Below are 15,849 nucleotides of genomic sequence, written 5' to 3'. Positions count from 1 at the left end.
GACGTCGTCCGAGCCGATCCGTCGTCAGGACCGCGCGGTGTTCAGCGCCGTGAGGCGTCTCTCGACCGCGGCCCGGGGCTCGGGGCCCAGCAGCCGGGCGAACAGCTCGCCGAGCGTCAGCCGCGGACTCCATTCGGTGTTGTCGCGGAAGTCCTCCGCGATCGCGGGACGGAGCTCGCCCAGCACCTCGACGATCGCCTGATACGCCTCGCTGTCATCGATGATCTGCGCGAGGGTCGACTCGGGCCCGACCTCGCCGGGTTCGGGCCGCGGTGCAAGTGCGGCGGAGGTCCACCGATGCGACCCCGATCCGACCGTGTGACGCCTGCCGTCGGGCAGCACGACGTCGGCGTCGGTGTTCGCCGGCACGGTCGCCTCGACGATGATCGACTCGCCCGACCGCTGCCAGCGCACGCGCGCCTCTCCGTACGGAGTCAGGTGCGAGGCCTCGGCATCGTCGAACCCCTCGAGCGGGTGCGGCTCGATGGCGATCCGCGCATAGCCCGGGGTCGCGGGAGCCAGACCGGCCACGGTGCGATGCAGCCAGTCGGCGATGGCCCCGAGCGCATAGTGGTTGAAGGAGGTCATCTGCCCCGGGTTGATCGTGCCGTCCGGCAGCATCGAGTCCCAGCGCTCCCAGATCGTGGTCGCTCCCATGGTCACGGGATACAGCCACGACGGGTTCTCCGTCTGGGTGAGCAGTCTCGTCGCCGTGTCGAGGTGACCCGTGCGGGTGAGCGCATCCTGGATGATCGGCGTCCCCACGAACCCGGTGCCGATGCGATAGCCGCCGAGCCGGGTGAGCTCGGCCAGGCGGTCGCCGAGCGCCTGACGACGACTCTCGTCGACCATGTCGAACACGATGGCCAGCGAGTACGCGGTCTGCGCGTCGGACACCATGCGCCCCGACTCCGTCACGTACTCGGCGACGAAGGCCCGCCGCACCTCCTCGGCGATCCCCGCGTACTCGCGTGCCTCGCTCTCGCGTCCGAGAAGAGCGGCGGCCCGCGCCGTGAGGTCGGCCGATCGGAACACGTAGGCCGTGGCCACGATGTCGGCCGAGGTCTTCGCCTTCGCCGGATGCTGCGGCGGCGCGTCGGGGTCGAGCCAGTCGCCGAACTGGAACATGCCCTCCCACAGGCGCCGATCGCCGGAGTAGCCGACGATCACGTCAGTCCAGGCCCTCATGCTGTCGAACTGGCGCTCCAGAGTGTCGAGATCCGCGAAGCGCTCGTAGAGCACGGTCGGGACCACGGCGGCGGCGTCTCCCCACGCGGCGGCGGCGCGCGCGGGACCGAGCACGTTCGGCACCACGAACGGGACCACGCCGTCGACCTGGTCGATCTCGAGGTCGCGCAGCCACGAGTCGAGGAACCCCCGCACGTCGTAGAGGAAGCTCGCCGTCGGTGCGAAGACCTGGATGTCGCCGGTCCAGCCGAGGCGCTCGTCGCGCTGCGGGCAGTCGGTGGGGACGGAGAGGAAGTTGCCGCGCAGCCCCCAGACGACGTTCTGGTGCAGCTGCCTCACGAGCTCGTGCGAGGTGTCGAACCAGCCGGTGCGCTCCATGTCGCTGTGGATCACGACGGCGGAGATGTCGGCGGGGTCCAGCACGCCGGGCCATCCGTCGATCTCGGCGTAGCGGAATCCGTGGAACGTGAACTCAGGCTCCCAGACCTCGACGCCGTCGCCCGCGAGCGTGTACCGGTCGGTCGCCGCCGCGGCACGCAGCGGGCGGGTGCCCAGCTCGCCGTGCTCGAGCACTTCGGCGTGGCGAAGTGTGACGACCGTGCCGGACGCCCCCTGCACGCGGATCCTCAGGCGGCCGACGAGGTTCTGGCCGAAGTCGAGCACGGTCCGGCCCGACGGGGTCGTGATGACCTCGGCGACGGGAAGCTCCTCGATGCGCCGGACGAACGGCGACACCCGCGCTCCGGGCACGGGAACGTCGGCGACGACCGCGACGGGCGACCAGTCCGAGGTGCCGCGGCGGGCGTCGTGATCCTCGCCCGCATACAGCCCGCTGGCCGTGACCTCGTTCGGCGCGCTCTGCCACGACTCGTCGGTCCGCACCGTCTGCACACGACCGTCCGCGTACTCGATGAGCAGCTGCGCCGCGAAGCGGGGCTGCTCCTCGTACACCGGCGCGGCGTTCTCGCGGAAGCCATAGTGCTCGGTCGCCCAGGCACCGGCGAGACGCACGGTGACGGCGTTCTCCCCTGACCGCACGAGGGCGGTGACGTCCGTGCTCTCGTGCACGGTGCGCGTGTGGAAGGGCGTCCACCCCGGCTTCAGCACCTGATCGTCGACCTCCTCCCCGTTGAACGCCGCCTGATAGACCCCGACGGCCGTGGCGTACAGCGTCGCGCGGCGCACCTCTCCGTCGACGGAGAACGTCGTGCGCAGAGTCGCCGGCTCGGCATACGTCGTCGGTGCGGCGACGGCGATCGTGCGCGCGGTCCACTCACCGTCGGCGAGGAATCCCGCGACGATCCGTCGCGGCTCGCTCCACGGCGACACCGCCCCGTCGGAGCCGGTCACCCGCACGCGCAGGGTCGCCTCGTCCCGGGGCTGCAGCGGGCGGAACGGCCACCGCAGGCGCACCGAGTCCCGACCGCCGACCCGATGCATCTGGGTCTCGCCGTCGAGCTCCAGCTCGAGTTCGGCACCCGACTGCATCCATCCGCGGGCATCGGACTCGCTCACCCACCCGATGGCCGGGGTCGCCGTGGCGACCGTGTCACTGCCGTGCGGCGCGTCGACGGTGACGCGCGCGACTCTCAGACTCATGTCTCTCCTGCATCTCTCTCATCGTCGGGCGACGGCGGGCGCCGTCACCGTGATCTCGTGCGCTCCCGGGCCCACCCGCACCGCGGCGCTGCCGTCGTCGACGGTGACCGTGGAGTCGGCCGTGACCGGCAGATCGAGGTCGGCGGTCGTGCCGAACGGCACCTCCACGGCGATCCGCAGCACGTCGCCGTCCAGTCGCCAGTCGATCGCGAGGCGGCCGTACGGTGTGTCGACCGATGCCGCCGCCTCGTCCATGCCGACGGCGGGGCGCGGCGCGATCCGCGACACGCGATAGCCGGGCTGCGCCGGAGCGATGCCCGCGACGGTCCGGTACACCCAGTCGATGACCGCCCCGTACGCGTAGTGGTTGAAGGAGAGCATGCTGCCGCCCTCCTCCTTCGACCCGGCATCCATGGCCCCCGAGTGGATGCGCCCGTCAGGGAGGATCGCGTCCCAGCGCTCCCACACCGTGGTCGCCCCGCGATCGACCTGGTACAGCCAGCTCGGCGCCTCACGACGCAGGAGCATCAGGTACGCCTCGTCGAGGTGGCCGGTGTTCGACAGCGCGAACAGGACGAGCGGTGTGCCCAGGAATCCGGTGGAGATGCGCCCGTTCTCGGCGCGCACGTTCGCGGCCAGGCCGGCGGCGATCGACTCGCGCTCGGCGTCGGGGGCGATGCGGAACTCGAGGGCCAACGCGGCGCCGGTCTGGGTCGTGGCGGCCTCGGCTCCCCACCGCCGCCAGGTCTCCGCCGCGACCCGATCGGCGAGGTCGGCGTACTCACCGGCACGGGCGTCGTCGCCGACCAGCGCCTCGGCCCGCGCGAGCAGACGGGCCGAGTGCACATAGAACGCGTTCGCGACGTAGTCGCTCGACACCTTCGCCTGCCACGGCTGCGCACCGGGCGCATCGGGGTCGAGCCAATCGCCGTACTGGAACGGCTCGGTGGGCAGCACGACGTCGTCGCCGGCCCTGCCACGCAGGTGCTCGACCCAGCGGCGCATGCTCCGCAGCTGCTGCCGCAGCACCTCGTCGCTGCCGCCGGCCTCGTAGACCGCCCAGGGCACGATCGTGGCGGCATCCGCCCATCCGGCCCGCCCCATGTTGTCGACGCATGCCGACCCCATGCGCATGTCCTCGAAGCGGATGATGTCGGGCACGACCGAGGCGACGCCGCCCTCGTCGGTCTGATCGATCTCGAGGTCGCGGAGCCAGCTGCGCCAGAACGCCTCGGCATCCATCAGGGTGCTCGCGGTCGCCGCGAACGCCTGTGCGTCGCCCGTCCAGCCCAGGCGCTCGTCGCGCTGCGGGCAGTCGGTGGGCACCGACACGAAGTTGTCGCGCTGCGACCAGAGGACGTTGGAGTGGAAGCGGTCCAGCGCGGCCGATGCGGAGCGGAAGCTCGACCGCTGCGGCAGATCGCTGGAGATCGCGACCGCCGTCGCCGACAGCACCTCGACGTCGCCGCTGATCTGGGCGTACTGGAAGCCGTGGAACGTGAACTGCGGTTCGAGCACGTGCTCGCCGTCGCGATCGAGGATGTAGTGATCGGTCGCCGCGGCGGTCCGGAGCGCAGCGGTGTGGAGCTCGCCCGACGGTTCCAGGATCTCGGCGTGGCGGATGGTGACGCGGTCGCCGGCGGTGCCGCGCACGACGAGCCTGACCCAGCCGGTGATGTTCTGTCCCGCGTCGAACTGCGCTCCACTCCCGTGGGCCGTGCGGGCCATGTCGAGCTCGGCGACGATCCGCACCGGGGGCGCCGACCGGGGCTCGAACCGGCCGAGGTCGGAGTCGATCACCTCGGCGGCGGTCCACTGCGCGTCGTCGAAGCCGGGCGTATGCAGACCCGCTGGCGCGTGGTTCAGGTCGATCGCGGTGCCGTCGTAGATGCTCGCCGATCGCACCGCGCCGAAGCCGCCGCGCCACGACGTGTCGGTCGAGACGAGCACCCCGTGCTCGGTGTCGATCTGCGCGAGAGCGCCCGAGCGATCGCCGTAGATCTCGGTGCGCTGCGCGAAGCCCATCCGCCCGCGATACCAGCCGTCGCCCACCTCGAGCACGATGACGTTCGTGCCCTCGTGCAGCAGGCCGGTCACGTCGATCGTGTCGAGCAGCACCCGCTCCTGATACGACGTCCACCCCGGGGTGAGGCGCGCGTCGCCGGCACGCCGACCGTTGATCCAGGCGTCCACCAGACCGAGCGCGCTCAGGCGGAGCCGTGCACGCTCGGGCAGGGTGTCGACGGCGAACTCGGTGCGCAGCAGCGCCGCGGGCCCCTCGACCTCGCTGGGGATGCCGATCACCCGCGCCCGGAGATCGGCGGACTCGAGCCCGGCTTCCACGACGAGCGGGGCGCTCCAGTCGGTCCATCCGCGCGCCGTCGCGATGCGCACCGAGAAGGTGCGCCGCTCTCCCGAGGCGAGGTCGCCCGCGGGGATCGCGACCGAGTCTCCCGAGTGCACCACGTCGCCGGGCGTCGGAGCCGCACCGTCGCCTCCCGCGGCGATCTGGTAGCCGCGCTGCTCGGCCTCCTCGTCATCGCTCTCCCACCGCCAGGTGAGCCGCACTCCGGCGCCAGGGACTCCGAGGAGATCCGCGCCGTGCTGAGAGCGCAGGGACACCACCCGAGTGGAGGCGTCGGTCAGCGAGGGATCGGGGGCTGCCGCCATGGCATGGGTCCTTCCGGGTGGGTGCGTCATCGCATCGCGGGCTGCGTATCACCGCGCACAGCCATATTGAATGCATTCAATACTCGATGTCAAGGATCGGGACGAGTTCCGAACGAATCATTGACGCAGGCTCGGGATCGTCGTATCTTACCGAGAGTTGAATGGATTCAATGCCGTTCGACCGCACCGGACCTCGACGATGAGGATGCGTCCGGAGTCCAGCTTTTACAGAGAGGTAAAGGATGAACAGCACCCGTACTCGGAGAGCCCTCGTCGCCGCAGCAGGCGTCGCGGCTCTCGCACTCCCCCTCGCCGCATGCAGCTCCGGCGGTGGCGGCGACGACGGCACGACCGAGATCACGTTCCTCGTTCCCAACTCGGGCACGAACGTCGAATCGGCAGAGGCGATGATCGCGGCGTTCGAAGAAGAGAACCCCGACATCACCGTCAAGGTCGAGTCCCAGCCGGCAGGCACCGAGGGCGACAACCTGATGAAGACCAAGCTCGCCACCGGCGAGATGGCCGACGTGTTCTGGTACAACTCCGGCTCGCTCTTCCAGGCGCTGAACCCCGATCAGAACCTCGTCGCCCTGGACGACCAGGACTGGGTGGGCGACATGCAGGACAACATGGCCGCGGTCGTCTCGACCGAGAACGGCGTGTACGGCGCCCCCTTCGGCGCGACGCAGGCCGGCGCCGTCGTCTACAACAAGAAGATCTACGCCGATCTGGGCCTCACGGTTCCGACCACCTGGGCCGAGTTCGCCGCGAACAACGAGACCATCAAGGCCGCGGGCATCGCCCCCGTCATCCAGACGTACGGCGACACCTGGACGAGCCAGCTGTTCATCCTCGGCGATTTCGGGAACGTGCTCGCCCAGGACGCCGACTGGGCCGAGGGCTACACGTCCGGCGACCGCAAATACGTCGACGAGCCCGCGCTGGCCGGTTTCGCGAACCAGCAGGAGGGCTTCGAGAAGGGCTGGTGGAACGAGGACTTCGCCTCGGCGCTCTACGACGACGGAGCGCGCATGGTGGCGACGGGCGAGGGCGCGCACTACCCGATCCTGACCGGCATCGTGTCGACCTTCCAGCAGAACTTCCCGGGCGACCTCGAGAACATCGGCGTGTTCGCGCTTCCGGCGGCGAACGCCGATGACACCAAGCTGACGGTGTGGCTGCCGAACGGCGTGTACATCCCGAAGACGACCGAGGGCGACCAGCTCGCGGCGGCGAAGTCGTTCGTCGCGTTCATCAACTCCCCCGCCGGCTGCGACGTGCAGAACACGGCGATGGTGCCCTCCGGTCCGTACGCGATCAGCACGTGCGAGCTGCCGGCCGACGTGCCCGGCCTGCTGACCGACATGCAGGTGTACTTCGACGAGGACCGGACGAACCCCGCACTGGAGTTCCTCTCTCCCATCAAGGGCCCGAACCTCGAGAACATCACCGTCGAGGTGGGCAGCGGCATCCGCGGCGCGGATGACGCGGCGGCCCTCTACGACGAGGACGTCAAGAAGCAGGCTCAGCAGCTCGGCCTCGACGGCTGGTGACCACGCGCTGATCTCCGGGATGCGGGTGCCCCGCGCCCGCATCCCGGAATCCCGACTCGACGGAGACACCATGACCGCACTCGCCACCCCACCCGCCACGACACCCGCCGCACCCCCCGCGAAGAGAGCACGCGGACGCCGCGGCCTCAGCAGCTCGTACCCGACCTGGTTCTACATCCCGTCGGCCGTGCTGTACATCGTCCTCTTCGCGATACCCACCTTCGCCTCGTTCTACTTCAGCCTCACCCGCTGGTCGCTCTTCGACATCGAGTTCATCGGGTTCGAGAACTACGCGCAGTTCTTCACCGAGCCGATGCTCGTGCAGGGCTTCGTCAACACGTTCGTCTACGGCTTCGTGACATCGGCGCTCAAGGTCGTGCTCGGCCTGGCGCTCGCGCTGCTGCTGACGGGATCCATCCTCGGCCGCGGGTACCTGCGCTCGACGATCTTCTTCCCCGTGCTCGTCTCGACCGTCGGCATCGGCATCACGTTCAAGGTGCTGATGGACCCGTTCGACGGCCTCATCAACCAGACTCTCGCCGCCGTCGGCATCACCGGCCCCGGGTGGCTCACCGACCCCGCATGGGCGCTGCTGTCGGTCGCCCTCGTCGACGTGTGGAAGGGCGTGGGCATCGCGACCCTGATCTTCATCGCCGGCCTCGTCGCGATCCCGCAGGAGTACTTCGAGGCGGCCAAGGTCGACGGCGCGAGCGCGTGGCAGCGGTTCCGGAACATCACCCTCCCGCTGGTGCAGCCCGCCACGGCCACGGTGATCCTGCTCTCGCTGATCGGCGGCCTGCGCTCGTTCGAACTGATCTGGGCCATGACGAAGGGCGGGCCCGGCTTCACCAGCGATGTGATCGCCTCGGTGATCTACAAGCAGTACCAGGCCGGCTTCTACGGCCTCTCGACCGCGGGCAACGTCGTGCTCTTCCTCGTGGTGACCGCGATCGTCGTGCCCATCCAGTACATCCTGAACAAGAGGCAGGTGGAGCAATGACGCTCACGCGCACCATCACGACCGCGGGGTCGTCGAAGGCGAAGATCAGGCGGGCGGACCGCCGCCCCCTCACCCCCAGGCTCTTCGTCACGCGCTACCTGGTCGGGATCGTCGCGATCCTCGCCTCGATCATCGTGTTCATCGTGCCGTTCGCCTTCATCTTCCTGACCGCGGTGAAGAACCCGCAGGAGGCGGCGCTCTTCGAGTTCTCGCTCCCGGCCCAGGGCTGGTTCCTCTGGGAGAACATCGTCACCGTGCTGCAGACGAGGGACTGGATGCTGGTGACGGCGTTCATCAACTCCACGGTGCTCACGGTCGCGAGCGTCGCGATCATGGTCGTCTTCGCCGCGATGGTCGGTTACATCCTGCAGCGGCGCAGGTCGCGTTGGAACCACGTGATCAACGTGTTCGTCCTGGCAGGGCTCATCGTGCCGCCGGCCGTCGTGCCGACCATCTGGGTGCTCCAGGGGATCGGGCTCTTCAAGACCATGCCCGGCATGATCCTCATCGAGGCGACGTTCGGCCTGAGCTTCTGCATCCTGCTCTTCCGCGCGTTCATCTCGACCATCCCCCGCGAGCTCGACGAGGCGGCGGTCATCGACGGGGCCGGGCCGATCCGGCTGTTCTTCCAGGTCGTGATGCCGCTGCTGAAGCCGGTGGCCGTGACGGTCATCGTGGTGCAGTCCGTGGCCGTGTTCAACGACTTCACCGGACCCCTGTACTTCCTCCCCGGCGACGCGAACGCGACGGTGCAGCTGACGCTCTACAACTTCCAGAGCCAGTCGCTCAATCAGTGGAACCTGCTGTTCATGAACATCCTGCTCATCACGATCCCCCCGCTGGTGATGTACATCTTCTTCAACCGGCAGATCGTCGCGGGAATGACGAGCGGGGCGGTGAAGGGCTGAGTGGCGTCAGAAGAACTCGGCGGGGATCGTCCCGCGGAGCCAGGCGAGCTCGTTGTCGCGGATGAAGACCGAGAGCGACTCGTCGCGCGTCTGCCCCGCGCCCAGCCACTGATCGAGCTGGCCGATCAGCGCATCGCCCGCGGCAGTGCACTGCTCGGTCAGCGCACGGTCCCAGGCCTCGACGAAGCCCGCAGGCGTCGGCACCTCGCGCACCAGGGCGTGGATGTACTTGGGGCCGGGCATCAGCCGCCGCGATGCCGCGAGCGCGGCGCGCGCCGCCGCGAGCGTGAGGTGGGTGGTCGCGTGCTGCAGCAGGAACGGGTCGCCCCTCTCCTCGGCCTGACGCAGGAAGTAGCCGCCGTACAGGTGCGCCTGTGCGATGTGAGAGCGGACGCGCTCCGCCCACACTTCGTCGCCGAGAGCGCTGATCGCGGCGACGAGCCCCGCCAGCTCCTCGGTGCGGCTGAACGCCACCCGCGCATCGACGAACGACGCCCTGGTCGGATCGTCGCCGCGCTCCGCCGCCGCGCGCAGATAGTCGAGGTCTGCGAGCTTGACGTCGATGTACGACCCCGGGTAGTCGACGCCCACCCGATCGATCCACGCCCACCGATCGTCGGCGGCCGCGCGGGCGAACGCCTCCTCGGTCACGACCAGATACACGTCGACGTCGGATCCCTCGCGCTCGGTGCCGTGCGCGACCGAACCCACGAGCACGACCCCCAGGACGTCCTCGTCCGTCGAGACCTGTGCGACATAGGCGTCCAACGCCCGTTCTTGATGCTCCACGCCCGCTCCTTCGCGCCGTCGACGATCACTGTCGATGAAACGATACAAGCCCGCGCGCCGAGCTTGCGCGATCCTCGCCGCATCCGTACACTTGAAACGATTCACAAACCAACCCAGGAGTCGTCGACGATGACAACACCCACACGCGTGTGCTTCCGGCTGCAGGTGCGGCCCGAGCTGCTCGACGAGTACCTCGACCGCCATTCCCCGGTCTGGCCCGAGATGCTGGCGGAGATCGCCGCCGCCGGCCGCCGCAACTACTCGCTCTTCCTCGCCGACGGCGGCACGCTGATCGGCTACTACGAGGTCGACGACGACGCGGCCGCCCAGGCGTATCTCGCCGCCTCCCCCGTGGCCGCCCGCTGGGAGGCCGAGATGGGCCGTTTCTTCCTGGGCCTCGACGGTCGCCCCGACCAGGCGGCCACCGCACTCACCGAGGTGTTCCACCTCGAAGACCAGCTCGCCGACGTCGGCGGGCCCGCAGCATCCACCCCAGACAACCGCAACGACACCGAAGGCAGCGCCTCATGAGCATCCTCTCGTCCGACAACCTCGCCGCTCTCGAGCAGCAGGGCATCGAGCTCCCCAGCTGGGCGTTCGGAAACTCCGGCACCCGCTTCAAGGTGTTCGGCACGCCCGGCACCCCCCGCGACCCGTGGGAGAAGATCGCGGATGCCGCCCAGGTCAACACCTACACCGGGCTCGCTCCCTCGGTCGCCCTGCACATCCCGTGGGACCTCGTCGACTCGTACTCCGACCTGCGCACGCACGCGGAGGACCTCGGTGTGACGCTCGGCACCATCAACTCGAACACGTTCCAGGACGACGACTACAAGTTCGGCGCGCTGACGCACGAAGACGCGGCGATCCGCCGGAAGGCGATCGATCACCACCTCGCCTGTATCGACGTGATGGATGCCACGGGCAGCCGCGACCTGAAGATCTGGCTCGCCGAGGGCTCGAACTACCCCGGTCAGGCAGACCTCCGCGGTCGTCAGGACCGCCTGCAGGAGTCGCTGCAGCAGATCTACGCGCGTCTCGGCGACGACCAGCGCCTCGTGCTCGAGTACAAGTTCTTCGAGCCGGCTTTCTACCACACCGATGTTCCCGACTGGGGCACGTCGTACGCCCAGGTCTCGTCGCTCGGCGACAAGGCGATGGTGTGCCTCGACACCGGTCACCACGCCCCCGGCACGAACATCGAGTTCATCGTCATGCAGCTGCTGCGCCTCGGCAAGCTCGGCTCGTTCGACTTCAACTCGCGCTTCTACGCCGACGACGACCTGATCGTGGGCGCGGCCGACCCGTTCCAGCTCTTCCGCATCCTGTTCGAGGTCGTCCGAGGCGGCGGCCTCAACAACCCCGATGTGGCGTTCATGCTCGACCAGTGCCACAACGTCGAAGACAAGATCCCCGGCCAGATCCGCTCGGTGCTCAACGTGCAGGAGATGACGGCCCGCGCCCTCATCGTCGACCGCGACGCCCTCGCCGCCGCGCAGAAGTCCGGCGACGTGCTGGCCGCGAACGCCGTCTTCATGGACGCCTTCTACACCGACGTGCGCCCGGCCCTCGCCGAATGGCGCGAGTCGCGCGGCCTCGCCGCCGACCCGATGAAGGCCTACGCCGAGTCGGGCTACCAGCAGAAGATCGCCGCCGAGCGCGTCGGCGGCGTGCAGGCCGGCTGGGGCGCCTGATCCTCGGCCGCTGACACCATGAGACCCGTCGGGATGCGGGAGCCGATCCCCGCGTCCCGACGCCCCTCTCACAGAAGGGCCGATGCCGTGAGCGATCGGGTGCCCCATGGGCCCCTCCGCCCCCTTCCCCTGCGCGTGTACCAGCCGGAGAAACCTGCGGGACCCGGACTCGTCTGGGCGCATGGCGGAGGATTCGCCGCCGGCGAGCTGGAGATGCCCGAGGCCGACTGGGTCGCGCGCAGCTTCGCCGACCGCGGCATCGTCGTGGTGTCGGTCGACTATTCGCTCGCGCCGTTCCCTCGCACCTGGGCTGCGGCCGCCGGTGCCCCCGGACGCGACGGCGTGCACTATCCCGTCGCGTCCGACGAGGTCGAGCATGCCTTCCGCTGGGCCGCTTCATCGGGCCTCGCCGCCGGCCCCTGGGCGCTCGGCGGCGCGAGCGCCGGCGGCAACCTCGCCACCGGTGCCGCGCTGCGCCTCAGCCATGGCACGGGTCCGATTCCGGCTCTCGCCGTGCTCGCGTATCCGACGCTGCACGCGGTGCAGGGCCCGCCGGACGACGAGCTCCGCGCCGCGCTCGACGCGGATCCCGAGGCCGACGTGTTCGGCCCCGATCCCGTGCGCGTCATGTACGAGAACTATCTCGGCGTCCCTGCCGAGCAGGGCGACGTCTACGCGGTGCCGGGCACGGCATCCGTCGACGATCTGCGCGCCTTCCCCGCCACGATCATGATCAACGACGAGATCGACGAGCTCCGCGTCTCGGGTGAGGCGTTCGGCGCCACGCTGCGCGCCGCGGGCGTCGAGCTCGACATCTCCACCGCGTCGGGAACCCGCCACGGTCACCTCAACAAGCCTGATCTCGCGGCGGCGACAGCATCGATCGACCGCTTCGCCCGCCGCATCCTCGCCACGACTCCCGAGAACAAGGAACAGCCATGACCAACCCCACCGCCGCCGCCCTCATCGAGCGGTCGAACCGCCTCGGCGCCGACCCCAAGAACACCAACTACGCCGGCGGCAACACCTCGGCGAAGGGCACCGAGACCGATCCGGTCACGGGTCAGCCGGTCGAGCTGCTCTGGGTCAAGGGCTCGGGGGGAGACCTGGGCACGCTGAAGGAGCAGGGCCTCGCGGTGCTGCGCCTCGACCGCATGCGCGCGCTCGTCGACGTGTATCCCGGCCTCGACCGCGAAGACGAGATGGTCGCCGCCTTCGACTACTGCCTGCACGGCAAGGGTGGAGCCGCCCCCTCGATCGACACCGCCATGCACGGCCTCGTCGACGCCGCGCACGTGGACCACCTGCACCCTGACTCGGGCATCGCGATCGCGACCGCCGCCGACGGCGAGGCGCTGACCACGAAGATCTTCGGCGAGAAGGTCGTGTGGGTGCCGTGGCGCCGCCCCGGCTTCCAGCTCGGACTCGACATCGCCGCGATCAAGGCAGCGAACCCCGACGCGATCGGATGCATCCTCGGCGGGCACGGCATCACCGCCTGGGGCGACACGTCGGAGGAGGCCGAGGCCCACTCGCTCTGGATCATCGACACCGCCGCGGCATACATCGAGGCGAACGGCGCGGCCGACCCCTTCGGCGGTGTGCGCGCCGGATTCGAGGCCCTCCCCGAGGCCGAGCGCCGCGAGCGGGCCGCCGCCCTCGCGGGCACCATCCGCGGCATCGCCTCGACCGACAAGCCGCAGGTCGGTCACTTCACCGACTCCGACGTCGTGCTCGACTTCCTCGCCTCCGAGCGCGCCCCCGAGCTGGCCGCCCTCGGCACCAGCTGCCCCGACCACTTCCTGCGCACCAAGGTCAAGCCGCTCATCCTCGACCTGCCGATCACGGCATCCGTCGACGAGCAGATCGCCCGCCTGCACGAGCTGCACACCGAGTACCGCGCCGACTACCAGGCCTACTACGACGCGCACGCGACGGCCGAGTCGCCCGCGATCCGCGGCGCCGACCCGCTCATCGTGCTCGTGCCGGGTGTCGGCATGTTCTCGTACGGCGCCAACAAGCAGACCGCCCGCGTCGCCGGCGAGTTCTACGTCAACGCGATCAACGTGATGCGCGGCGCCGAGGCGCTGTCGACCTACTCCCCCATCTCCGACGCCGAGAAGTTCCGCATCGAGTACTGGGCACTGGAAGAGGCCAAGCTGCAGCGCATGCCGAAGCCGAAGTCCCACCAGGGGCGCATCGCGTTCGTCACCGGCGCCGCCTCGGGCATCGGCAAGGCCATCGCCACCCGCCTCGCCGCCGAGGGCGCCTGCGTCGTCATCGCCGACCTCGACCTCGAGAAGGCCCAGGCCGCGGCGGCCGAGCTCGGCAGCACCGACGTCGCGATCGGAGTGGCGGCGAACGTGGCAGACGCCGACGCGATCCAGGCTGCACTGAACGACGCCGTGCTCGCGTTCGGCGGCGTCGACCTCGTCGTCAACAACGCCGGCCTCTCACTGTCGAAGCCCCTGCTCGAGACCACCGAGAAGGACTGGGACCTGCAGCACGACGTCATGGCCAAGGGATCGTTCCTCGTGTCCAAGGCCGCGGCGCGCGTGCTCATCGACCAGAAGCTCGGCGGCGACATCATCTACATCTCGTCGAAGAACTCGGTGTTCGCCGGCCCGAACAACATCGCGTACTCGGCGACCAAGGCCGACCAGGCTCACCAGGTGCGCCTGCTGGCCGTCGAGCTCGGCGAGTACGGCATCCGCGTCAACGGCATCAACCCCGACGGCGTCGTGCGCGGCTCCGGCATCTTCGCCTCGGGCTGGGGTGCGAACCGCGCCGCGACCTACGGCGTCGCCGAAGAGGACCTCGGCCAGTTCTACGCCAACCGCACGATCCTCAAGCGCGAGGTCGTTCCCGAGAACGTGGCCGACGCGGTGTACGTGCTGACCGGCCCCGAGCTGAGCCGCACGACCGGCCTGCACATCCCCGTCGACTCGGGCGTCGCCGCGGCGTTCCTGCGATGACGGTCCGCACCGTCGCCGCGGTCGACCTCGGCGCGACCAGCGGCCGCGTCATGATCGGGCGCATCGGCGACGGCCGGCTCGACCTCGAGCTCGTCTCGCGGTTCCCCAACGGCCCCGTCGAACGCGAGGACGGCCTGCACTGGGACTTCGACGCGCTGTTCGCGCACGTCGTCGAGGGCCTCGCCGAGGCGGTGCGTCGAGAGCCGGACATCGAGAGCATCGGCATCGACTCCTGGGCCGTCGACTACGGGCTGGTGGCCGACGGGGAACTGCTCGCCGAGCCGTTCCACTACCGGGACGAGCGCAGCGCCCGCGGCGTCGACGAGGTGCACCCGATCGCGTCGCCCGAGGAGCTGTACCAGCGCAACGGACTGCAGTTCCTGCCGTTCAACACGCTCTACCAGTACCGCGTCGACGCCCGTCTCGCCGACGCCGACACCGCCCTGCTGATCCCCGACCTCATCGCGTTCCTGCTCACCGGCGAGGCCGTGGCCGAGCGCACCAACGCGTCGACCACGGGGCTGCTGGGCGTCACGAGCGGCGAGTGGGACACGGCGCTCGCCGACCGCCTCGGCATCCCGACCCGCGTGCTCCCGCCGCTCGTCGACCCCGGCGCGACCATCGGCACTCTCCGACCGCAGATCGCCGCGCGCATCGGCAAGGACCTGCCCGTGACCGCGGTCGGGTCGCACGACACGGCGTCGGCCGTCGTCGCGGCGCCCCTCGCGACGCCGCGTTCCGCCTACATCTCGTGCGGCACCTGGGGCCTGGTCGGCGTCGAGCTCGCGGAGCCCGTGCTGACGGATGCCGCGCGCGAGGCGAACTTCACGCACGAGCGGGGCGTCGACGGCCGCTACCGGTTCCTGCACAACGTGACGGGACTGTGGCTGCTCAGCGAGACGGTGCGCGCGTGGGAGGCGGAGGACGGCACGTCGATCGACCTGCCCGAGCTGCTCGCCGCGGCATCCGCCGTGACCGACGAGGCGCCGCTGTTCGATGCGAACGATCCGAGCCTCAGCGCTCCCGGCGGCATGCCGGCGCGCATCGCGGCGCTGCTCGGCGACGACGCCCCGACGACGCGTCCCGCGTTCGCGCGCGCGATCGTCGAGTCGATCGCGACCGCGTTCGCGGAGGCCGTGCAGACGGCGGCCGACCTGTCGGGACGCACGCTCGACAGCATCAATCTGGTGGGCGGCGGGTCGCTGAACCGCCTGCTGTGCCAGGCGACGGCGGATCGCTCGGGTCTTCCCGTGCTGGCGGGCCCGGTCGAGGCGACCGCTCTCGGCAACGTGCTCGTGCAGGCGCGGGCACTCGGCGCGGCGCCCGCGTCGCTCGAGGACCTGCGTGCCCTGGTCGCCGCGACCCACCGGCCGGAGCTCTTCGCACCGCGCGACTGACGCGATCCGGATGCCACGAGCCCCCGCGACCGCCCGGTCGTGGGGGCTCGACGCGTTCCCGACGCGATCTCTCGGA

At 70.0% G+C, this 15,849-nt stretch carries 11 protein-coding genes; 8 read left to right on the top strand and 3 right to left on the bottom strand.

What is annotated here, in order from left to right:
• Window positions 1-24 precede the first annotated feature (24 nt).
• Both HWD99_RS00725 and HWD99_RS00720 read right to left on the bottom strand, forming a co-directional pair.
• The gene (locus HWD99_RS00725; RefSeq protein WP_241794313.1) at window positions 25-2,787 is read right to left on the bottom strand and encodes an alpha-L-rhamnosidase; all 2,763 of its coding nucleotides are present in this window, start codon (window positions 2,785-2,787) and stop codon (window positions 25-27) included.
• An 18-nt stretch (window positions 2,788-2,805) separates the two neighbouring features.
• Window positions 2,806-5,457: an alpha-L-rhamnosidase gene (locus tag HWD99_RS00720; protein WP_241794311.1), complete on the bottom strand. Its 2,652-nt coding sequence runs from the start codon at window positions 5,455-5,457 to the stop codon at window positions 2,806-2,808.
• 242 nt (window positions 5,458-5,699) lie between these two features.
• Between HWD99_RS00720 and HWD99_RS00715 the strand changes: the two genes are divergently transcribed.
• From HWD99_RS00715 to HWD99_RS00705, 3 genes are all read left to right on the top strand, one after another.
• Window positions 5,700-7,010 (top strand): ABC transporter substrate-binding protein, encoded by a 1,311-nt coding sequence (locus HWD99_RS00715; RefSeq protein WP_241794310.1) that lies wholly within the window; start codon window positions 5,700-5,702, stop codon window positions 7,008-7,010.
• Between the two features lie 70 nt (window positions 7,011-7,080).
• Window positions 7,081-8,010 carry a carbohydrate ABC transporter permease gene (locus HWD99_RS00710; protein WP_241794309.1) on the top strand — a complete coding sequence of 310 codons (930 nt, stop codon included), beginning with the start codon at window positions 7,081-7,083 and terminating at the stop codon, window positions 8,008-8,010.
• The gene (locus HWD99_RS00705) at window positions 8,007-8,918 is read left to right on the top strand and encodes a carbohydrate ABC transporter permease (protein ID WP_241794307.1); all 912 of its coding nucleotides are present in this window, start codon (window positions 8,007-8,009) and stop codon (window positions 8,916-8,918) included. Before HWD99_RS00710 ends, HWD99_RS00705 begins: the two co-directional genes overlap by 4 nt.
• A gap of 6 nt (window positions 8,919-8,924) precedes the next feature.
• On the opposite strand, the gene HWD99_RS00700 is transcribed toward HWD99_RS00705, so the two are convergent.
• Complete coding sequence (locus HWD99_RS00700) at window positions 8,925-9,707, bottom strand: nucleotidyltransferase domain-containing protein (RefSeq protein ID WP_241794306.1); 783 nt, start codon at window positions 9,705-9,707, stop codon at window positions 8,925-8,927.
• Between the two features lie 129 nt (window positions 9,708-9,836).
• Between HWD99_RS00700 and HWD99_RS00695 the strand changes: the two genes are divergently transcribed.
• From HWD99_RS00695 to HWD99_RS00675, 5 genes are all read left to right on the top strand, one after another.
• On the top strand, window positions 9,837-10,238 hold the full coding sequence (locus HWD99_RS00695) for an L-rhamnose mutarotase (RefSeq protein ID WP_241794305.1): 402 nt from the start codon (window positions 9,837-9,839) through the stop codon (window positions 10,236-10,238).
• Window positions 10,235-11,401, top strand: a complete 1,167-nt coding sequence (gene rhaI / locus HWD99_RS00690; protein ID WP_241794304.1) for an L-rhamnose isomerase — start codon at window positions 10,235-10,237, stop codon at window positions 11,399-11,401. The genes HWD99_RS00695 and rhaI overlap by 4 nt, the downstream gene beginning before the upstream one ends.
• A gap of 87 nt (window positions 11,402-11,488) precedes the next feature.
• Window positions 11,489-12,343, top strand: a complete 855-nt coding sequence (locus HWD99_RS00685) for an alpha/beta hydrolase (RefSeq protein WP_241794303.1) — start codon at window positions 11,489-11,491, stop codon at window positions 12,341-12,343.
• Window positions 12,340-14,376 (top strand): bifunctional aldolase/short-chain dehydrogenase, encoded by a 2,037-nt coding sequence (locus HWD99_RS00680; RefSeq protein WP_241794301.1) that lies wholly within the window; start codon window positions 12,340-12,342, stop codon window positions 14,374-14,376. Before HWD99_RS00685 ends, HWD99_RS00680 begins: the two co-directional genes overlap by 4 nt.
• Window positions 14,373-15,773: a rhamnulokinase family protein gene (locus tag HWD99_RS00675; RefSeq protein ID WP_241794299.1), complete on the top strand. Its 1,401-nt coding sequence runs from the start codon at window positions 14,373-14,375 to the stop codon at window positions 15,771-15,773. The genes HWD99_RS00680 and HWD99_RS00675 overlap by 4 nt, the downstream gene beginning before the upstream one ends.
• The last annotated feature ends 76 nt before the right edge of the window (window positions 15,774-15,849 follow it).

It is taken from the genome of Microbacterium sp. C5A9, assembly GCF_022627955.1.
Taxonomy (GTDB): Bacteria; Actinomycetota; Actinomycetes; order Actinomycetales; family Microbacteriaceae; genus Microbacterium.
Note: the sequence above shows the minus strand (reverse complement) of the source record. Positions and strands in the feature narration are given on the sequence as shown.